Genomic DNA, 20242 nt, shown 5'->3' with positions numbered 1-20242 from the left:
TCACGGTCTGGTGTGGTCGTCCGGCAGTGCTGCGGCGAGCGTCTCGGCCGGGTGCGGCGGTTCTGGGTCCTCGCCCCGGTCGCCCAACTGCGTCCGGCAGGAGGTCCCCGGCGCGACGACCTGTTCGCCGTCGCTGTCGTCGACCTGCTCGAAGAGGATGTCGCCGATAGCCCGGCTCATCGAGTAGTGTTCGGCCTCGTAGCCGAAACTGCCGGCCATCCCGCAACACCCCGAGTCCAGCGGGTCGACAGCGTAGCCCGCCCGGCGCAGGACGCCGACGGCGTGGTGGTCCTTCTGCGTCGCCTTCTGGTGACAGTGGCCGTGGTAGGTCAGCGACTGGTCCACGTCAGCCCAGTCGATTCCCCGGTCGAGGTCGTGGCGGTCCAGATACTCACAGAACCCGTAGGTGTTCGCCGCCACCGTCGCTACCTGCTCGTCGTCGTGACCGAGCAGGTCCGGGTAGTCGTACTGGACCATGACGGCGTCGGACGGTTCGACGAACACCACGTCCCGGCCGGCCCGGACGTGGTCGACGAGGGCCTCGACGTTCGTCTCGGCTGTCGCCCGCGCGTGGTCGAGCATCCCCTTCGAGTACGCGGGGCGGCCGCTGTCGGTGTGATCCGAGAGGACCGCGACGCGGACGTCGGCCGCCTCTAGGACCGCGACGGCGGCCTTCCCGACGTCGGGGTGGGCGTAGTTCGTGTACGCGTCCGGGAACAGGAGGACCGAGCGCTCGGCGTCGGCCGCCGAGACGGTCGGCCCGCGACTCTCGAACCAGTCGACGAACGTCTCCCGGTGGAGCGTCGGCGTGTCCCGTTCGCGGGCGATGCCGAGCGTGGCCTCCAGCAGTCGGTCGGCGCCGGGGAGCGACGAGAGCGCGTTCGCGACGGGTGCGACGCGGCTCCCCAGGTCGAACAACGTGTCGACGTTGGCGAACACCCGGTCGCGGAGACTCACGCCGTGTTCCTGGTGGTAAGCGTGAGTTACCTCGGCCTTTAGTTTCGCCATGTCGACCCCGCTCGGGCAGTCGTGGGCACACCCCTTGCAGCCGATACAGAGGTCCATGACTTCGGAGACGAACGCCTCGTCGGTGGGGTCGTCCGGCAGGTCGCCGCTCATCGCCTGCCGGAGCATGTTCGCCCGGCCGCGGGTTGCCGTTATCTCCTCGTCGGCCGCACGATAGGTCGGGCACATCACGCCGCCGGTGGTCTCCTGCGGGCCGCGACAGCCGCCACAGCCGTGACACAACTCGACCATCCCCTGCATCCCGTTCTCGTCGGTCCAGTCCAGCGTCGGCGTCAGCGACTGGTCGAACTCGTAGTCGGGGTCGAACCGCAGGCGCGTGGCCATGTCGACGGTCGTCGCTCGCGGCGGGGCCTCGCCGGCCTCGACGGCCGCCGCGTCGACGCCGACGACCTGCCCCGGGTTGAGCAGCCAGTCGGGGTCGAACGCCGTCTTCAGGTCGCGGAACACGTCCCAGATGTCGGTGCCGTAGAGCTTCTCGTTCCAGCAAGTGCGGGCACGGCCGTCGCCGTGTTCGCCGGAAACCGACCCGCCGTATTCGACGACGAGGTCGGTAACGGCGTCGGCGATGGACACCATCTGCTCGACGCCGTCGACGGACTTCGTGTTCACGAGTGGGCGGATGTGGAGCACGCCCGGCCCGGCGTGGGCGTAGAACGACGCGAACGTGTCGTGGTCCTCGAGCACCTGCTGGAAGTCCGCGACGTAGTCCGGCAGGTTCTCGGGTGGGACCGCCGTGTCCTCGATGAACGCGACGTGTTTCGCGTCGCTCGTCCGACTGAGCAGGATGGGGAGCCCGGACTTCCGGAGCTTCCAGAACCGCTCGCGCTCGGCTTCGTCGTGGGCTTCGAGCGCGTCGACGGCGGTGACGGGTGCGTCGGTCACCGCTTTGGACCCGTCGAGGCGGTCGGCCAGCAGCCGGTCGACCGCCGCGCGGCCCGCGTCGTCGCCCTCGGCGTAGAACTCGACGACGAGCGTGGCGCGCGTCCCCTCGGGCAACATGGCCGCCACGTCGGCGAACTCCGCGGTGTCGCGCGCGAGGTCCAGCATCGTGTCGTCCAACACCTCGACGGCCGCCGGGTCGTGTTCGAGGATGGGCGCGACGTCGGCCATCGCAGCGACGAGGTCGTCGTAGCACAGCAGCGCCATCGCCTTCGTCTCGGGGACGGGTTCGAGCGCGACGGTCGCCTCGGTGACGATAGCCAGCGTCCCCTCGCTCCCGGCCAGCAGGCTGGCGAGGTTCACGGTCCCTGCCTCACCGTACTCGCCCTCGGCCTCGGCGACGAGGCGGTCGAGGTTGTACCCCGAGACGTTGCGCTTGAGGTCGGGGTAGGCCGCCGCTATCTCGTCGCGGTGGTCGTCGAGGACGTCCGCGACCGCCGCGTAGATACGGCTTTCGAGGCCGTCGGCGTCGGTGGCCCGGTCCCGAAGGTCGTCGACCGGCACCTCGCCGAAGGTCGTCACGGTGCCGTCCGCGAGGACGACCTCACACTCCTCGACGTAGTGGTCTGTCTTGCCGTACTGGAGCGAGTGCGCACCGGTGGTGTTGTTCCCGATAGCCCCGCCGAGCGCGGACTTCTCGCCCCACGCGGGGTCAGGCGCGAACTTCAGGTCGTGGGGCGCGAGTGCGGCGTTCAGGTCACCCAGCGTCGTCCCGACCTGCGCGGTGGCCCGTTTCCCGTCCGGGTCGACGGAGCCGAGCGCGTCCATGTGCCGCGTGAAGTCGAGGACGACGGCCTCGTTGACCGTCTGGCCGGCCAGACTCGTCCCGCCGCCGCGGGGCAGGACCGGCACGTCCTCGTCGGCACAGTACTCGACGACGGCCGCCACGTCGGCCGTCGACGCCGGGAACACGACACCGATGGGCGGCACCTCGTAGATGCTCGCGTCGGTGGCGTACAGTTCCCGCGAGTACTCGTCGAACCGGACGTCGCCGTCGACCCGGTCGGCCAGCGCCGCGGCGAGGTCGGCGTCGGACCCACCGCTTGCGACGTGGTCGTAGTCGGCCCGCGGGTCCGCGGCCGGCGTCGCGTCGGACTGTGCCGGGATGTCCTGTCTCGACATGGCTGATCAGAACGTTCCCGGTGCGACGACGTAGACGAACAGGAGCGAGAGGATGCCCGTCATCACCGCATAGTAGGCCAGCGGGATGAGTTCGAGTCTAATGACGCGCCCCTCCTCGCCGACGAGGCCGACGACCGCCAGCGCGGCCACGACGTTGTGGACCGCGATGAGGTTGCCGATGGCCCCGCCGACCGCCTGCGCGCCGACGAGGACGGTCCGAGAGACCCCGAGGTCGGCGGCGACGTTGTACTGGAAGGTGCCAAACAGGATGTCGCTGACCGTGTTCGATCCGGCCAGGAACGCCCCGAAGGCGCCCACCAGCGCGGCGAAGAACGGGTAGACGACGCCGGCGGTGTTGGCCGTCGCCTCCGAGAGGACGACCAGCATGCTGTCGATGCCGGCCGTCTCGCCGGACTGGATCATTATCTGGACGGTCGCAACGGCGAAGACCAGCGCCAGCACCGCGGGCGTGACCTTCTCGATGGTCTCCAGCCAGGCGGCCTTGACCTCCTCGCCCTCCATCCCGTGGAGCGGGATGGTCAGCAGGTGGACGGCGATAAACACTGCGCCGGGGAGGTACAGCACGGCGAAGCTATTGCCCATCGACGTGCCGAGGATGGACCCCCACTCCAGCACCAGCGTCGACGTGACGAAGTTCGTCACGGGGTCGATGACGCGGGTGACGACCAGCAGGCCGGCCAGCACTGCGTAGGGCGTCCACGCACGGACGAGCGACATCGACTCTCCAGCCGTGGCGACCTGCCCGCCGTCGGCGGCGACGGCGCCGGTCTGTCCGGACGACGACTCACCGGGGGCGATGTCGCCGACCCAGTGTTCTGGCCACTGCTCTTCGGGGGCGAAGTCCCACTCCTCGTCGGGGTGGAAGTAGCCCGCCTTGAGTGCGCCGACGGTGATGAGCATCCCGCCCATCGCGCCGAACAGACCCGGGAAGGTCGGGCCGAGGAAGTACGCGGTCAGCCAGTACGGCACGGAGAAGGAGGCCCACGCGAACAGCGTCAGCGGCAGGACCTCCAGCGCCGGTTTGATGGACCGCTCCTCGCCGAAGAACCGGGTCATCATCGCGACGCCGATGAAGGGCAGCAGCGCGCCGACGATGACGTGGTAGGTGGCCGCCCAGACGGCTATCTGTGCGACCCACTCGGGGATGGTCATCCCCTGTGCCGCGACGGTCGACTGGATAGACTCGGTCGAACTGAAGATGTCCTCCAGGCCGATGATGAGCGGCGTCCCGACGGCACCGAACGTGATGGCCATCAGGTTGCCCGTCAGCGCGACGACGACGGCCGCCAGCGGCGGGAAGCCGAGGCCGACCAGTAGCGGGCCGACGACGGCCGCCGGCGTCCCGAATCCGGCCGCGGCTTCGATGAACGACCCCATCAGGAACACGAGCAAGACGACCTGTACGCGTCGGTCGTCGCTGATTGAGGTGAACCCCTGATTGATGGCGTCGAACGCGCCCGTCTGCTTGAGCGTGTACAACACCAGTATCGCCCCGAAGACGATGTACAGGATGTTCGAGGCCGTTATCGCGCCGTTTATCGACGCGGCGGCGATCCAGCGGGGCGACATCCCCCAGCCGAAGAAGCCGACGGCGAGGGCGACCACCCACGCGACCGGCATCGCCCGCGTCGCAGACCAGTAGCGCCCGATCATCAGGAACGCGATGGTCGCGAGCGGCAGGATTGCCAAGCCGATCTGTGTCGGTGTCGCCATCTTCAGTCGTCACCTCCCTGACGGTGGGATACCGGGCCGTGTCTCCGCCCGTGACGGTACGTCTGTGCGTGTGGGTATGCCGGTGGAACTGGCATAGCCGAGCCATCCCGTTATGCACTATTTATAACCAACTACCGTTCAGCGGGTTCGAGTGTCTATCAAACGGACTCAGTGAGCGCCAAAGGAACCGAAACCGATTCTGATAGAACGTTTCTCGAATATACTATCGTAATATTCGGGCAGGAATCCCCCGTTCGATACAGTTGTGTGTACCGATTGGGCGGTGTGCAGTTGACTGCAAACGCCGCGCTACCGGCGGTTCAGCCGCGTTACACACAACTGTAATCGATAGACTTGACCGGGTCACGACGTCGAAACCGGTCGGCGGCCACGGCAGCCTGTCCCCGACCGTGGTGGAGCGGTCGCTCGCCGGGTCGCGCCCGACGTCGCGCGGTGGTCGCTCACCACACGGACTCCGACCGACGAGCGATTCGTCGTCGACACAGTCGGCGGAGCGTTGGCGGTCGAGGACACGTTCGACGCCGACCGAGGACCGCCCCGGGCAGGAGTTCGGTGAGGGCGCTCTCACGTGGCGTTGCGAGCAGTGTGGTGAGATGGGCGAGGGAGACGACGGACGTCCGGACCGCTGTCTCCCAGAGAGCGCCCCGAACGCGACGTCGCTCAAGACGCGCTTCCGGGTCGCCACGCAGACGACATCGGGAGAACAGGCCGAGGGTTCAGGCGTCGACACGGGCGCGTTCGGACTCGGGCATCCGGTGGCCGAGGTCGGCCCGTAGCGCCTCGATGGCCTCCTCGGGGTCGGTCTCGGAGTCGAAGACGCGGTCAAACCCCATCGCCTCGAACGTCGCTCGCGTCTCATCGAAGTCGTTCTGTCCGACGGCGAGGTTGCCGCCGATGTACGTCGTGACGTCCAGCCCTGCGGCGTCGACCTGCTCGTGGAACCCCTTGCAGTCCTGCTTTGCGTGACCGTACAGCGAGGAGACGAGAATGGCCTCGGCGTCCCGCGCGTCGGCCGCCGCCACGAACTCCGTCTGGGAGGTCTGGACGCCGAGGTTGACGACCTCGAACCCGGCCGCAGCGAAGGCCCGTTCGAGGATGGTGATACCGACGACGTGCGCGTCGGACCCGATGACACCGAGGATGACTGTCGTCATGTACGCTCACCAAAACGCGCCAGCACGATAAAGTTAATGAAAGACCATGATAGTTAGCACGGCGTCAAAAGAGGTGGGCTTAGGTTCGAGGCGTCCCTCAGTTGCGGCCAACAGTGAGCCGAGTACAGCGAGGCGTGGTCGCGATGGCCCCGACAGACCACCGACGACGATGATTCAGATACGACACGCCCTCGACTCCGACGCCGACGGAATCCGCCGTGTCGCCCGTCGTGCGTGGCACGACGCCTACGACAGCCTCGACCCCGACGTCATCGACGAGACTATCGAAGAGTGGTACTCGGGGCCGGTCGGGAGCGCGCTCCACGGCTGGGCCGACGACATTCCCGCCAGCGACCTCGACGTCGAGGCGACGATGCTGGTCGCGCGCGACGACGAACAGGTCGTCGGCTTCGCACAGGGTGTCGTCTACGGGCCGGTCGGGACCATCCTCCGGTTGTACGTCGACCCGACCCGACACCGCAAACGGGTCGGGACGCGGCTCTACGAGCGACTCAGGGAGTTATTCGCCGAGCAGGGCGTCGAGCGCGTCCGCGCGCTGGACCTGGCAGACAACGACGCTAGCCGGGTGTTCTTCGGGAAACTCGGCTTCGAGCAGACGGCGACGAGGACCGTCACTATCGGTGGCGAACGGCGCGACGAGGCCGTCTATACGCGCGAACTAGACGAATCTGAGGGGTGACCGGACGAACCAGTGGCCCGAAAAACCGACGGCCGACTGCGGCTACCCCGGCGTTGGAGCGCCGGGTCCCGTCGGTGACTCGTCCTCGTCCGGGTCGCCGCGATTGAGAATCGCGTCACGGACGCGCTCGAACGCCGACCTGTCTGTCCGGGCGGTGCGAGGAAACATGCTGCACATCATTGTTAGCACGCAACACACTTTGCTCTGGCGGCGGCCTCGACACGACGGGGCGGCATCGAACAAGATGCAACTGGGTCCGTAGTTAATGTTGCTTGGATTATACTTTTGTGCGTCACCGCCGTGGCTTCTGGTGAGGGACTATGCGAACAGTATCCGTCATCAAAGCTGACGTCGGGAGCAACGCCGGCCACTGGCGGCCAACGGCCGAACTGGTCGCAGCGGTCGAAGACGTGCTGGCGGACGAGGGGGCGTTCCTCGACGATTACTTCGTGTTCACCGTCGGCGACGACGTCGACATCATGATGAGCCACACGCGCGGGGAGGACGACGACGACGTCCACCGCCTTGCGTGGGACGCGTTCGAGGCCGGCACCGAGGTAGCCAAGGAACAGGGCCTCTACGGCGCTGGACAGGACCTCCTCGAAGACGCCTTCGCGGGCAACGTCCGCGGCCTCGGGCCCGGCGTGTGTGAGATCACCTTCGAGGAGCGGGAAGCCGAGCCGTTCCTCGTGTTCGGGGCGGACAAGACCGAACCCGGCGCGTTCAACCAGCCGCTGTACACCGCCTTCGCCGACCCGCGGTACACGACCGGTCTACTGCTCAAGGACACGATTCACGAGGGATTCACGTTCCGGGTGATGGACTTAGAACACACCGACGACGGCGCGCGACGCATCGAACTGGACGTCCCCGAAGACGGCTGGGACCTCACGGCGCTCCTGATGGAGCCACACCGCTTTGGCATCGAGAAGATTCTCTCGCGCGCGACGGGGGCAGAGGTGGCCGCCGTGTCGACACAGAAACTCAGGAACGTCGCGGGCGAGTACGTCGGCAAGGACGACCCCGTCGCAGTCGTCCGGACGCAGGCGGACTTCCCGTCACCCGGCGAGATTCTCCAGCCCTACGCCACCCCACCGTTCGTCGCGGGTGCGATGCGGGGGTCCCACCACGGCGTGTTCTATCCGATACAGAGCGACGGCGGCGAGATCCCCTCGTACTTCGACGGCCCGCCGTTGGTCAAGGCCATCGGGATGGTCCTGAACGACGGCCGGTTCTCGGAGCCAGTGTACCCCTTCGACGCCACGTTCTGGGACTCGGTCCGAGACGACGCCGCGACGCGCTTCCGGGAGTTCCGCGAACGACAGGGCGCCTTCGGCCCCGGAACCGTCGAGACGTCCGAACTCGAATACGGCGGCTGGACCGACATCATGGAGTCGCTCGAAGACCGCTGGACCGTCGCGCCCGAACAGTCGCCGTCGGCGACCGACGACTGAGGCGGGGCGGACCGGGGCTTCGAGAACCGCCGCACCCCGTCGCTGGGCCGCCTCACCCGTCCCCGTCCTCGCTGGCCTCGTCGAGTCGGCCGGCCACGAACGTCGTCGCTTCGGGGACGCCGCGTGCGTACATCGCGGTGCGCGTGAACGCCGCGTAGGCGTCGGCACCGTCGTGGTATCCCTCTGCCATCTCTCGAACCGTCCCGCGCTGTCTGTCCAGCGCCGGGTGCAGGAGCGCGACGGTCAGTGGCGACTGTGACTGGTCCAGTACGCCGCGAACCGCCGTCCGTGCGTCTGCCGCGGCCTGCTGAACGAGCGATTCGGTCACCTCGTCGGGGTACTCGCGGTTCCTGACACCCGTGACGATGGCCCGGAGGACTTCGGCCGCTACGAGCGCGCGGCCCGTCTCGACGACGGCCAGCGCGTACTGGTCGTCGTCGTGTAACTCGCGGACCTCCTCCCGGAGATACCGAAACGACCGGGTCGACTCCGTGACCAGTGCTCGGTCGGCGCCGCTCAGTTCGCGGCCGAACGCCTCCTCTCCCTCTTCGACGTACGAGTGGAGTCCGTCGGCCGTCTCCGAGAGCGACCACCGGAGTCGTTGCGTGGCGGTGCCGAGAGCCCCAGCGTGGGGCGACGTATCGCCGTCGACTATCGCATCGCGAATCCGTCGCGCGTCCGCCACGACCGCATCGGCTCGCTCGACGGAGTGGACGACCTCACCGGCTCTGAACGGCGCTGCGACCGGGTCCGACGGGTACGTCTCTCGCGGCTGGACGAATCGACGCGCGGTGTCGACCATATCTTCCAGCGGCGCGTGGACGACGGCAGCCGTGAGCGGGTCCGGGGCGCGGTAGGTCCAGTCCGCCCACAGGTCGCCGATGGCACCGCGAATCTCCCGTCGACGGGTCGCGAGCGCCCCCGCGTCGTCGGTGCCCGTCGCCGCCCGATAGGCGGCCTCGGCCGTCGCCGCGTCCGCTCGATACCGCCGCCAGTCGTCGAGCCAGTCCAGCGCCCACTCGCCGTCCGGCAGGGACTCCGGCGGCCGCTCCTCGGGGTCGGGCCGGACGTGGTCGAGTTCCTGTCGGACCGCCTCGTTCGGTATCGAGGGGTCCGACGGCACCCGGTCGAGCAACGTCTCGGCGCGCTCGCGGTGTCGCGTCACGCAGGTGTCGAGGACGTCGCTGGGGAACGGCGTCGCCGGGAACGCCACCGGGTCGAGGTCCGCGGCCAGCGCCGCCGTGTCCACGTCCGGACCCTCGTCCTCGTTCGTCCACGGCACCGACGAACAACCGGCCAACCCAGTCAGCCCGACGCCACAGGCCGCAAGCAGGTCGCGCCGTCTCACGAGCCATCACTCCCGTTCCGGGGGGTGACCTCGGCCCTGAACGCGACTGGCTCGTCGGGCCGTCGGCAGTGACTGGCCATCCCCGTGCCAAGCCCGGACGACCGCTCGGCGCTGAACGGCAGTCTGACGGCGATAGCCACCGAGTCCGTGTCGTCGGTCGAACAGGTGACGTCGGCGGGCCTGCGTGCCTGACAGAAGTTGCCGTGCGGGTCGCCGTCCGAGTCACGCTCCATCGACGTGATGTGAATCTCGTGGCAGGCGTCGACCGCCGTCGTGAACAGGTAGATGGAATGGGTCTCGAAATCCGTCTCGGCCACGAACGAACGTAACTCGCGGGCCTCGGGGACGGACCCGAAGGTCGCCTCCTCGAACGACGCTCGGGTGACGAGGTGGTCACTCCCGCGGAGCTGGCGTTCCGCGTCTTCGGTATCGGTCGGAATCGTGTCTTGCGTGGTGTACAGGACCGCGCCGTCCGTGTTCCGGACGTGGACCGAGTCGTACTCATCGACGAGTCGGTCGTCGTCTTCGACGGTGGGTGGGGGTGCGGGACTGTCACCGGTCTCGCAGCCTGCGAGGCCGGCAGCGACACCGCTGGAGAGGGCAGTGAGGATGCGTCTACGGGACCAAGGCATGGCAGACAGCACTTAACGGAGCGATAAACGCTTTGTGTCATCGTCTCGTCTCTGGGCGTTCGGTGGCCGGACAGACTGTTAGCTCGTGCCGGCCCCAGTTCATATCTCATATAGAACCCATAATTTAAGTTGTAGAGAGGACCCAGACAGTGGTAATGAGTGGAGCGGGGAGACAGGGTGGAACGGCAGCAGTGCCCGCACCGGTACCGCCGGACGACGCCGACGCGTGGTACGCGCCGGGCGTCCGCGAACAGGACGAGATTTACCCGGGCGTCGTCGTCACCGTCCGTCGAGACGACAGGTTCCAGTACGAAGTCCGCGAACCGGTTCTCGGACCAGACGCGACCGAGATGCTGACGACCGTCGAGTCGTACTTCGACGGCGCGAACATCGAGCGACCGCGCACGCGCGAAGGTGCTATTGAACGGATGGACAGCGGCTTCGACCTGAAACACCGCCGCGTCATCGACCGACTGGTCGATTGCTCGCCGGCGACCCGGCGCCGCATCGCCTATCACGCGCTGTGTTCGCTGGCGTGTCTCGGCGAGTTGACGCCGTACGCACTCGACGACCGCATCGACGTCGCCGACGTCACCGACGACGGCGTCGTGGTCCACACCGAGGACTACGCACCCGTCGAGACCGACCTCGGAGCGGACCCGGACTACATCGACCGCTTCGCCAGCGAACGCGTCGGCCGACACACCGTTCGGTTCCACGAGTTCGAGGTGCCGGTGGTCGTCTACCGCGAACATCTGCTCGGGAGCGACCCGTTCACGACGAAGTACGCCGTCCGGGAACCGGACCTGCTGCCCGGCGACGAGGAACTCATCGAGGCGTGCAAAGAGCGCGTCTGGGAGACGAGCGTCGACGGTCTCGTCGAGGACAGTGTCGCGTTCGTCCGTGACCGCGCCAGTTCGCTGTTGGCCCGCCAGTTGACAGTGCGCAACACGACCGAGTGGCTAGATGCCGCACGCTATCGGGTCCGGGCAGCGCTCTCCGAACTGGACCTCGCGGTGCCGCCCGTCGACCGCCGCTTCGCCGACGACAGACTGGACGACCTGCTTTACTACGTCCTCCGCGATCTCGTCGGTCACGGGAAACTCACCATCCCCATCCGAGACCACACGCTCGAAGATATCGAGGCCAACCGCGTCGGCGAACGGGTGAAGGTCCTCCCGCGAACGGACCTCGGCCACGACGGCCGGGTTCCGACGAACCTCTCGTTCGACTCGGAGAGCGCGTTCGTCAACGTCGTCACGCAACTCGCCGCCGACGACGGTACCGAACTCAACGCTTCGAACCCGAGCGCGAAGGTGAACATCGACCCCGAGGGCGGCGTCCACGACAGCGAGGAGACCATCCGGTGTGCGGTGGCACTTCCCACCATCAGCGAGGACGGGCCACACATCTCGATTCGGAAGCAGTCCGCCGACGCGATGACGCCGGTCGACCTCGTCGAACGAGACTCGCTGCCGACGGAACTGGTCGCACTCCTGTGGCTGCTGTACGAGTCCCACGGCGTCGTCCTCTTCTCGGGGCCAACCGGCGCCGGCAAGACGACGCTCCTGAACGCACACATGCCGTTCATCCCGTATCGGGACCGTCCCATCAGCATCGACGAGGGGTCGCGCGAGGTTCGGATCCCACACGAGACGGGGGTGTCACTGACGACCCGCGACCACGAGCGAGACCACCGCCGCGTGACGATGGCGGACCTCATGACGCAGTGTAACTACCTGAACCCCGACGTGGAGGTCATCGCCGAGATAAACACGCCGGCCTCCTTCGAGACGTTCGCGGAGACGCTCAACACCGGCCACGGCGTCCTCGGGACGACCCACGCCGCGGACATCGAGACACTCGTGAACCGCGTCATCGAGAAGGGCGTCCCGACGTATCTGCTGGAGGAGATAGACCTCGTCGTCTTCCCGCGCCACGTCGGCGGGGACCGCTACGTCGGCGAGGTGGTCGAGTTCGTCGACGATCCAGTCCACGACCGCTGTGAGACCATCGAGAAAGACGGCGAGACGATTCACTACAACACGCTCTGCCGTCGTGGCCGCGACGGCACGTTCGAACTGGCCTACGACCACCCACAGTTGGGCGACGACCATCGACGGGTCGGGACCGACATCTTCGACCGCCTCGCTACGCTTCGCGACGAACCGGTCGAAGCCGTCGAAGAGACGTTCCACCGCCGCCACCGCTACGTCCAGTATCTCGTCCGAGAGGGTGTCACGGACTTCACCGAGTTGTTCGGCGTCCTCGCGGACTTAGAGACGAACGAGGCCGCGACGGTCGAACGCCTCCGCCGAACGGAAGGGACGGCGGACCCGTTGCACATAGAGGTCGGTGAAGATGGCGACTGACGGCCCGACGCTCGGACTGCTCGACAGAGGGCTGTACGCACTCTTTGCTCATCACGCCAACGACGAGGGACACGCGACCACCAGAGAGCGCTATCGGGCAGCCAATCCCGACACCGGGTACGACCTCTACGTCGCCCGCGTGTACGGACTCGCGTGGTTCGCGCTCGTCACCGGGACGTTCGTGACCGGGGCGCTGGCGCTGGCACTGCCGGCCGGGACCTTCGACCGAGCGGTGGCACTGCTCGCTCGAAGCCTCCCAGTCCTCGACAGACTCACGCTCCCGACGGCCCCCCGGGTCGCCGTGGCGCTGTCGGTGGCTCTCCTCGCCGGCGTCGGCCTCCGGTCGCTCGTATTCGTGGCCGGGAACCGCTATCTCACGTGGGTCGCGGCGGCGCGCCGGGCCGACATCGCGGCGACGCTGCCCGGTGCAGTGCGGTACCTCCGCGTACTCGCGTCGGGAACCCACGACCGACGGGCGATGCTGCGGGCCGTCGCTCAGCAGAACGCGTACGGCGAGACGGCCGTCGCCTTCCGCCGGGCGCTCAACCACGGTACGCTGACCGGGAGCTTGGACGCCGGCCTCGAACGAGTGGCGAGTGAGACGCCCTCCCGCGACCTGCTCGCGCCGTTTCTCCTGAAGTTCCGCGAACACGCGAACCAGAGCGCCGACGCGCTGGAGGGGTATCTGGAGATGGAGGGCCGACTGCTCTCGCACGAGCAGAGCCGTCGGCACGAGCGAGCGACCGGCTACCTCGAACTGCTCGCGGAACTGTTCGTCGTCCTGTTGGTCGTCCCGGCGCTCGTCGTCCTCATCGTGACGGTGATGGGCGTGCTCGCACCGGGCCTGTCCCGACCGGTCCCGACGCCCGTCGGTGCGGTGTCGGTCCGCAGCGGCATCGTCTACGGGAGCGCGGCGTTCGTCCTCGCGACGGGGCTGCTCGCGGCGTTCGTCGTCACGACCCTCCGGCCACGGAACACTGCCGCACCGAGTTACGAGCGACCGAGCGGAGTACTCGCGACGCTTCGAACGATACCGTCGAACCCCGCCAGTACCCTCACAGTCTGCCTGCCTGCGGGCGGCGTCCTCGCCGTCGGATGCTGGCTGCTCGGCTACCGACCCGTCAACGTCCTGCTTCTCTCGTACGTCGGCGTCGGCCTCCCGGTCGGCGCCGTCGCCGTCCGCCGGGCGCGACGGGACGACGCGAAGGACCGCGAGATACAGGACTTCGTCCACGCCGTCGCCGGTCACGTCGCGCTCGGTCGGCCGTTCCCCGAGTCCGTCCGTCGCGTCGCCGACGACGTGCAACTCGGCGCGCTCACCGAAGACGTGGAGTCGCTGGCGTTTACGCTCTCGCTGGGCGACAGTCCGACGGAGGCGGCCGACGACCGGCGAGCGGCGGCCCTAGACCAGTTCGTCGACCGGGTTGGCACGCCGATGGCCGAGCAGACGATCGGGCTGGTCGTCGGCGCCCTCGACGCGGGGAGTGACGCCGAGGACGTCTTCGAGACGCTCCAGACCGAAATCGGCAAACTGTACCACCAGCGCAAGTCGCTCCGGGCCGCACTCATGGTGTACGTCGCCGTCGGCTGGACGACGGCGCTGCTCGTCGTCGGTATCACCGTCGCCGTCAACGTCTACGTCCTCTCGGAGTTCGCGCAGCTATCGTCGGTCGCCAGCGGACAGACGGTCGCCTTCGACCCGTCGGTCATCGACCCCGAGCGAGAGCGCTACCGCTTTTACGTCGTCACGCAGGCGACGATGCTCGCCTGTGGCTGGTTCGCCGGTACCGCCAGCCGCGGGTTCTACGAGGCGCTGTTGCACTCAAGCGCACTGGTACTCGCCGCCTACGTCGTGTTCGCGGGGGTGGGACTCCTGTGAGTCGAGACGGCCGCGAGCAGGGAACGACCGCCCGCGCGCAGTCACACGTCGTCGGCGTCGTCCTCTTGCTCGGGATCACTGCCGTCGCACTCGGCAGCCTTACTGCCGTCGTCGGTAGTGTCGTCGACGGCCAGACGGCGACGGCCGACGAGGCCCGCGTCGCGAGCGCGCTGGCGGAGGGACTGCGACCGGTCGAAGGAACGGGTCCGAACCGAGTCCGCGTCCGGTTCAGTGACGGACGGTTGACGACCGTCTCCCGTGACCTCCGGATACTAACGCCCAGCGGCGTTCAGCGGCGCATCGACGTCGGTGGAGTGGTGTACACCTCTGGCCCGAGCCGGGTTGCCTTCGTAGGCGGCAGCGTCGTTCGGGGGAACCCGGACAACGCGTGGCAGGTACGGGAGCCATCACTAACGGTCACGCGGGACAACAGCACGCTCGTCCTCGGCGTCCCGACGCTGAACGAGAGCGGGGCGACGGTGAGCGGAACCGGCGGTGTGACCGCACTCCTCCGGACGAACGTGACCCACGACCACGAACGACTCGCTAGCGCCGACTACGGCATCGCAGTCGAGACGGCGACTCCCGGCCCGCTGGCGCGGTACTTCCGACGCGTCGGCGCGCGAACCAGCGTCAGTGACATCGACGGCGACGGCGTCCCGAGCGTCGTCGCGAACGTCGACGGCCAGCAGACGCTCCATCTGGTCGTCCACGAGATGCACACGGAGGTAGCCAGTGGATAACCGCGGCCTGAGCACCGTCGTCGAGAAGGTGCTCTCGATCGGCATCGTCCTGCTGTACGTCGCGCTTCTGACCACGACGCTGTACGGCGGGGCCGTACCGGCCTATCGGAGCGCGGTCGGTGCGGAACTCGGCGAGCGAACCCTCGCGGAGGCAACCGCACGTATCGAACAGGCCGTCCCGCCATCGGGTCGGTCGGTGAACGCGACGTATCGCGTCGACCTGCCGGCGACTATCGAAGGGGTGGCCTACGAGATACGGACCGACGGCGGCGCGTTAGTCCTCGTTCACCCGGAGGAGGGCGTCGGTGGCCGGACTCGACCGGTCCTATCCGACCGCGTGACCGCACTCTCCGGGACGTGGCACAGTGGCGAGGAGACGGTGGTGACCGTCGGTGGCGGGAACGGGACCGTCACGGTCCGGTTGGAGGAAGCATGAGTCAGTCGCCGACGAGGGTCGCGGCGACGGCCCCGAGGACACCCAGCGCGAGGAACGCGGCGCCAAACAGCACGAACGCCCCCCGGAGGGCAGATACGAACTCCGGTAGTGCCGCCGGTGCGGCGACGGTGACGAGACCGGCGATACCCAGACAGAGCACCGCCACGAACCCGCCGACGAACAGGAGGTCCATGGGATCGAGGGTCTGCACGGCCGCGAAAGGACTCGCCAGCGTCAAAACGGCATCGGGACGCGAATCGAAGCCGTCGCCGCGACGTGCACAGACGACCCTCCCAGCGGTCGGCATCGCCCTCGTTCTCCTGACCGTCGTCACCGCGCTGGGACTCGCGATGGCCGATTCGGCCATCACCGGCGCGGACCGGACACCGGACGAGCGCCGGGTCGCGGCGGCGACGGCCGACCTGTTGGTCGACGCCGACGGACCCCTGACCGATCGCGCGAACGTCTTGAATCAGTCCCGGGTCGCGTCGTTCGACGCGGCGGCGCTGCGCCGAACAGCACCGCCGGCCCGTGAGTACGCCGTCGCCGTCGAACTCGACGGTACCCGACTGGCGGCCACCGGTGACACGGTAGATGGGACCACCATCCGCCGACTCGCCCTCGTCGAGCGACGGACGCGAGCGACGGTCGAACCGAACGGGACGAGCGTCACGCTCCCACGCCGGGCCGAGAACGCGACGGTAACCATCACCCCACCGCCCGGAACGAGCGTCTGGACCGTCAGGGCGAACGACAGAGTCCTGCTGCACAACGGGAGTGGGCTTCGAGGGACCTTCGCCGTCGACCTGCCGACCTACGAGACGACGCAACTGCAGTTCCAGGCGGCGGGGCAGTTACCGGACGGGAGCGTCCGGATCGCCTACGACGCCCCGCGGACGACCAAGGCCACGCTGGCGGTGACCGTCGATGCGTAGGGCGCAACTGCCGCTGTCGCTCGTCGAGGTAGCGCTCGGTGCCGTCCTGATTCTGGGCGTCGCGCTCGGGTTCGCGCTCGGGACGCCCGCGCCGGACACGCGGGTCCCGCAACTGGAGGCCTACGCCGAGGACACCGCGACGATACTGGCGAACGAACCGCCGCGCCACGACAGAACGACTCGGCTACAGGAGGTCGTCGTCAGCGAACGCGCCTTCGAGCGTGAGCGGCACGCACTCGACCGACGCGTCGCGCGCATCCTCCCCGAGAACGTCCTGTTCCACGTCGAGACGCCACACGGGTCGGTCGGAACGCCGGTTCCCGGACAGATGACGACGGGGACGGCGACAGTCTCGACCGGGTCCGGGACCGTCCGAATCGAGGTGTGGTACGCGTGAGACGGCGCGGCCAACTGGTGCTCGTCGCCGCGGCGCTGGTCGCCGTGGCTCTCGCGCCCGTCGTCCTCGCGTACCTGCAACTGGGGTATCACGACGACGTGCGCGCGACGGCCGAGTACGGCGACCCGACGGCGGGGACGCTCCGAGTGCTCGACCGGGCCGTCGCGACGACAAGCAGTGACGTTCCCGGCGACTACTCGTGGGCCCGTCGCACCGTCGCAGTCACGTCCGTCCGCGACGAGTTGCGACCGACGCTGGCGCGTCTCCGAACCGTCCGCATCGAACGCGGGACCGTCACTGCGATAGCGTACAACGCGAGCGTCGCGACCGCGTGGGCCGACGCCAGTTGTCCGAGCGGACCGGACCGTCAGTTCGGGGACTGCGTCGCCGACCGCGGCGTCGTCGTCCAGAACCGGACCGACCGCACGCACGTCCTCGGCGTCGCCGTCGACGTGACCACGACCACGGAGCGAGGAGAAACGACTATCACCGTGGTGGTCGATTCGATGGGGCACTGACCAGTGAGCCGACCGATTCACTAACAATGCAGGCCAACAATGAACGAACAACGGGTATGCAACCAGGTACTAAAGATTTCGAGGACGTCCAGTTCCTCACCGGCTCGCCACAACGCTACGGCGTGCTGTCCTCGCTGTGTGAATCGTCCGCACGCCCCTGTGAACTCTGTGACGAGGTCGACGCCACGCGGACGACGATTCAGCGCATCCTGGCGGGGTTCCGAGAGCGGCAGTGGGTGGTGAAACGCGACGGCGAGTATCGGCCGACGGTGACTGGCCGGCGCGTCTGCGAGCAGTACCAGTCGCTCCTCTCCGAGATTGAGCGGGCACGTGATTTCGGGCCGCTGGCGACACACCTCGACACCATCGACGACGACCTACCGACCGAGGCCCTAGAGAACGGGCGACTGACCGTCGGGTTGGACGGGAACCCGCTGGCCGCGGTCAATCGGTTCACCGAGTGGTTCCGGGCGGTCGACAGCGACGTCCGCGCGGTCTCGCCGATCGTCGCACAGCCGTTCAACGAAGTCGGTGCGGAGTTGCTGGCCTCGGGTACGTCCATCGAGTTCGTCATCGACCAGACGGTCCTCGAACGGTCCGAACAGGAGTACGGAGAGGCGCTCGAACGCGGACTGGAACACGACCGGATTTCGATATACATCCACGAGGACCCGCTCATGTTCGGCCTCGTCGTCGACGGGGCGAGCCGCTGTTGTCTGGCGGCCTACGACGAACACAACAACATCAGGGCGTTGCTGGAGACGGGCGGTCCGGAAGTCGTCGACTGGGCAACTGGGGTGTTCGAACGACATCGAGACCGAGCAGAACCGCTCTCGGCGATTTACTCCTGAAAAGACGCCAGTTGATGGAGTGCAACCCTAACTGACGTCAGCGGGGGGAAGGCCGAAGCGGAATCGCAAACGTGAGCGCACCACGGACACCAGCGTGGGCGCCCACATGAGGTGGAGGGGGTCTCCCCATCGAGTAGTCCGGGGGGATACGTTCTATACTTACCCGCTGATATATGTTACAGCCCCTGTAACACCACGCAGAAATCACCGGGTTTGCATGCGTCGTCCGCACGTTCTTGACCGACGCGTCCCTAAAGCGTGTGTGAGTCCCTCACACAGCATTGGCTTCGAGACACAGCGCGAGGAAGTCCTCGGCGAGCGTCTCCCCGTGGAAGGCGACCTGCCGGCGTGGCTCACCGGCCGGTACGTCCAGAACGGCCCGGGACAGTTCGAAGTCGGTGAGACGGCGCTTCGACACTGGTTCGACCCGCTGGCGATGCTTCGCGGGTTCCGCATCGACGACGGGGTCGTCTACACCAACCGCTTCGTCCGGAGCCGGGACTTCGAGTTCGCGCGGGACCGCGGCCGGGTCAGAACGCCGTTTCCCGGCACGCCGCCAGACCGCCCCGTCTGGACCCGCGTTTGGCAGGCCCTCTCCAGTGAGTTTCCGGACAACCCGGTCATCGGCGTCGCCAGATTCGGCGACGAACTGGCGGCGGTCACCGAGTCGGCCGTTGCGCTGACCGTCGACCCCGAGACGCTCGCGACGACGGGTCGAATCGACCTGACCGACGGTGTCGACGCCGACCTGACGCTGGGCCACCCACACTACGACCCGGCACGCGAGACGCTGGTGAACCTCGGCGTCAGTTACGGACTCGAGACGACCTACACGCTGTTCCGACGGGACGACACCACCGTCGAGACGACGGCGAGCCTCACGTTCGACGACGCCCCTTACGTCCACTCTTTCGCCCTGACCGAGCGGTTCGCCGTGATTCCGTCGATGCCGTTCGGACTGGACCGCACCGCGTTGCTCGTCGGGACCGCGACGCGACAGACGCTTCTCGACGCGTTCGAGCGGTTCGACCGGGTCGGCGAGTTCGTCGTCGTGGACCGCGAGACCGGGGCAGTGGTCGCGCGGGTCGAGACGGACCCGATGTTCGTCTACCACCACGCCAACGCGTTCCCCGACGGCGACGACTTGGTCGTGGACCTCGTCGCTTATCCCGACGAGCGAGCGGTGACCGACCTCGTACTGGCGAACCTCCGGAGCGAGTCACCCTCGGTACCACAGGGGGACCTCCGGCGCTACCGACTCCCACTGAACGGTGGCCGGGCCACGTTCGAGACCGTTCGCGAGGGCCAACTGGAGTTCCCCGTCGTCGACTACCCTCGCCGTCTCGGTCGGCCCTACGACTACGTCTACGTCGCCGAGACGAGTTCGAAGAGCGGGGCCAGCCTCCCCACTCGGGTGGCGAAGGTGTCGGTTCCCGACGGCAAAGCGGTCACGTGGTCCGAACCGGAGACGTACCCGGGCGAACCGATGTTCGTCCGGCGGCCCGACGCCCGGAGTGAGGACGGCGGCGTCGTGCTGAGTCTGGTGTTAGACGGCAGGCGTGACCGGTCGTTCCTCCTCGTACTGGACGCGGCGACCATGTCAGAACTGGCCCGTGCGCCGCTCCCTCATCGCGTGCCCTACGGGTTCCACGGCCAGTTCTACGCCGACGACGCCCCCACGCGGAGTATGGCGTGACTGTCCCGGGCGACAATTAAGTACCCGGCAGCCGTTCTCTCGTCTATGTCACCGCCCGGACGTGAGGTCCAGTACACTGAATCGGACGTCATCGAAGTGTTCAAAGACCGGGACGACTACGCCGAACCCCTGACTGCGTCGGAAGTCGCCGACCGACTCGGCTGTTCCCGCCGCACCGCGTTGAACAAACTCCACAGTCTCGAATCGGACACGGACATCACGAGCAAAAAGGTCGGCGGCCGCTCGCGCGTCTGGTGGATTCCGGTCCGGACTGACTGACGCCGC

20 protein-coding genes are annotated in these 20242 nt (G+C 67.7%); 13 read left to right on the top strand and 7 right to left on the bottom strand.

From position 1 onward, the window contains the following. Together G9465_RS06720 and G9465_RS06715 are read right to left on the bottom strand one after the other, a co-directional pair. The gene (locus G9465_RS06720; RefSeq protein ID WP_166968427.1) at positions 1 to 3087 is read right to left on the bottom strand and encodes an FAD-binding and (Fe-S)-binding domain-containing protein; all 3087 of its coding nucleotides are present in this window, start codon (positions 3085 to 3087) and stop codon (positions 1 to 3) included. A gap of 6 nt (positions 3088 to 3093) precedes the next feature. Beyond that, positions 3094 to 4821, bottom strand: coding sequence for an L-lactate permease (locus G9465_RS06715; RefSeq protein ID WP_166968426.1), 1728 nt, complete (start codon positions 4819 to 4821; stop codon positions 3094 to 3096). Between the two features lie 413 nt (positions 4822 to 5234). Between G9465_RS06715 and G9465_RS06710 the strand changes: the two genes are divergently transcribed. Further along, a complete protein-coding gene (locus G9465_RS06710) occupies positions 5235 to 5618 on the top strand; it encodes a hypothetical protein (RefSeq protein WP_166966288.1) in 384 nt (127 codons plus the stop codon). Here the strand turns inward: G9465_RS06710 and glmS are convergent. After that, a complete protein-coding gene (gene glmS, locus G9465_RS06705; RefSeq protein WP_166968425.1) occupies positions 5559 to 5996 on the bottom strand; it encodes a methylaspartate mutase subunit S in 438 nt (145 codons plus the stop codon). The two genes, G9465_RS06710 and glmS, sit on opposite strands and share 60 nt — an antisense overlap. Before the next feature lie 169 nt (positions 5997 to 6165). Here glmS and G9465_RS06700 point away from each other — a divergent pair, with 169 nt between their 5' ends. After that, positions 6166 to 6696, top strand: coding sequence for a GNAT family N-acetyltransferase (locus tag G9465_RS06700; RefSeq protein ID WP_166968424.1), 531 nt, complete (start codon positions 6166 to 6168; stop codon positions 6694 to 6696). Positions 6697 to 6738: 42 nt separating this feature from the next. Here the strand turns inward: G9465_RS06700 and G9465_RS26030 are convergent, their stop codons facing one another. Further along, positions 6739 to 6864: a hypothetical protein gene (locus G9465_RS26030; RefSeq protein ID WP_255491970.1), complete on the bottom strand. Its 126-nt coding sequence runs from the start codon at positions 6862 to 6864 to the stop codon at positions 6739 to 6741. A 152-nt stretch (positions 6865 to 7016) separates the two neighbouring features. On the opposite strand from G9465_RS26030, the gene G9465_RS06695 reads away from it, so the two are divergent. Next, entirely contained in the window at positions 7017 to 8150 is a 1134-nt protein-coding gene (locus tag G9465_RS06695; protein ID WP_166968423.1) for a fructose 1,6-bisphosphatase, read from the top strand. 52 nt (positions 8151 to 8202) lie between these two features. Here G9465_RS06695 and G9465_RS06690 read toward each other — a convergent pair whose 3' ends face one another. Together G9465_RS06690 and G9465_RS06685 are read right to left on the bottom strand one after the other, a co-directional pair. Beyond that, the gene (locus G9465_RS06690) at positions 8203 to 9498 is read right to left on the bottom strand and encodes a hypothetical protein (protein ID WP_166968422.1); all 1296 of its coding nucleotides are present in this window, start codon (positions 9496 to 9498) and stop codon (positions 8203 to 8205) included. Continuing rightward, the gene (locus tag G9465_RS06685; RefSeq protein ID WP_166968421.1) at positions 9495 to 10130 is read right to left on the bottom strand and encodes a hypothetical protein; all 636 of its coding nucleotides are present in this window, start codon (positions 10128 to 10130) and stop codon (positions 9495 to 9497) included. Before G9465_RS06685 ends, G9465_RS06690 begins: the two co-directional genes overlap by 4 nt. A gap of 155 nt (positions 10131 to 10285) precedes the next feature. Here G9465_RS06685 and G9465_RS06680 point away from each other — a divergent pair, with 155 nt between their 5' ends. Genes G9465_RS06680 through G9465_RS06665 form a run of 4 tightly spaced genes read left to right on the top strand, consistent with a single transcriptional unit; the run spans position 10286 to position 15560 of the window. Continuing rightward, positions 10286 to 12502: a type II/IV secretion system ATPase subunit gene (locus G9465_RS06680; protein ID WP_166968420.1), complete on the top strand. Its 2217-nt coding sequence runs from the start codon at positions 10286 to 10288 to the stop codon at positions 12500 to 12502. Further along, positions 12492 to 14381 (top strand): type II secretion system F family protein, encoded by a 1890-nt coding sequence (locus G9465_RS06675; RefSeq protein ID WP_166968419.1) that lies wholly within the window; start codon positions 12492 to 12494, stop codon positions 14379 to 14381. The genes G9465_RS06680 and G9465_RS06675 overlap by 11 nt, the downstream gene beginning before the upstream one ends. Then, positions 14378 to 15124, top strand: a complete 747-nt coding sequence (locus tag G9465_RS06670; protein WP_166968418.1) for a type IV pilin — start codon at positions 14378 to 14380, stop codon at positions 15122 to 15124. Before G9465_RS06675 ends, G9465_RS06670 begins: the two co-directional genes overlap by 4 nt. Continuing rightward, positions 15117 to 15560: a hypothetical protein gene (locus G9465_RS06665; protein ID WP_166968417.1), complete on the top strand. Its 444-nt coding sequence runs from the start codon at positions 15117 to 15119 to the stop codon at positions 15558 to 15560. Before G9465_RS06670 ends, G9465_RS06665 begins: the two co-directional genes overlap by 8 nt. A 1-nt stretch (position 15561) precedes the next feature. Here G9465_RS06665 and G9465_RS06660 read toward each other — a convergent pair whose 3' ends face one another. After that, a complete protein-coding gene (locus tag G9465_RS06660) occupies positions 15562 to 15753 on the bottom strand; it encodes a hypothetical protein (RefSeq protein ID WP_166968416.1) in 192 nt (63 codons plus the stop codon). Here G9465_RS06660 and G9465_RS06655 point away from each other — a divergent pair. From G9465_RS06655 to G9465_RS06630, 6 genes are all read left to right on the top strand, one after another. After that, positions 15752 to 16495: a hypothetical protein gene (locus tag G9465_RS06655; protein WP_166968415.1), complete on the top strand. Its 744-nt coding sequence runs from the start codon at positions 15752 to 15754 to the stop codon at positions 16493 to 16495. The two genes, G9465_RS06660 and G9465_RS06655, sit on opposite strands and share 2 nt — an antisense overlap. Continuing rightward, positions 16488 to 16892 carry a hypothetical protein gene (locus G9465_RS06650; protein WP_166968414.1) on the top strand — a complete coding sequence of 135 codons (405 nt, stop codon included), beginning with the start codon at positions 16488 to 16490 and terminating at the stop codon, positions 16890 to 16892. Before G9465_RS06655 ends, G9465_RS06650 begins: the two co-directional genes overlap by 8 nt. Further along, a complete protein-coding gene (locus tag G9465_RS06645; protein WP_166968413.1) occupies positions 16889 to 17410 on the top strand; it encodes a hypothetical protein in 522 nt (173 codons plus the stop codon). Before G9465_RS06650 ends, G9465_RS06645 begins: the two co-directional genes overlap by 4 nt. Positions 17411 to 17466: 56 nt before the next feature. Next, entirely contained in the window at positions 17467 to 18261 is a 795-nt protein-coding gene (locus tag G9465_RS06640) for a winged helix-turn-helix domain-containing protein (protein WP_166968412.1), read from the top strand. Positions 18262 to 18523: 262 nt separating this feature from the next. Next, on the top strand, positions 18524 to 19957 hold the full coding sequence (locus tag G9465_RS06635) for a carotenoid oxygenase family protein (RefSeq protein WP_227015742.1): 1434 nt from the start codon (positions 18524 to 18526) through the stop codon (positions 19955 to 19957). Positions 19958 to 20002: 45 nt separating this feature from the next. Further along, positions 20003 to 20236: an HTH domain-containing protein gene (locus tag G9465_RS06630; RefSeq protein WP_166968410.1), complete on the top strand. Its 234-nt coding sequence runs from the start codon at positions 20003 to 20005 to the stop codon at positions 20234 to 20236. The last annotated feature ends 6 nt before the right edge of the window (positions 20237 to 20242 follow it).

The sequence above is a fragment of the Haloarcula sp. JP-L23 genome, assembly GCF_011602445.1.
Classification (GTDB): domain Archaea; phylum Halobacteriota; class Halobacteria; order Halobacteriales; family Haloarculaceae; genus Haloarcula; species Haloarcula pellucida.
The sequence above is the reverse complement of the archived record's forward strand: the minus strand, read 5'-3'. Positions and strand labels throughout refer to the sequence as shown.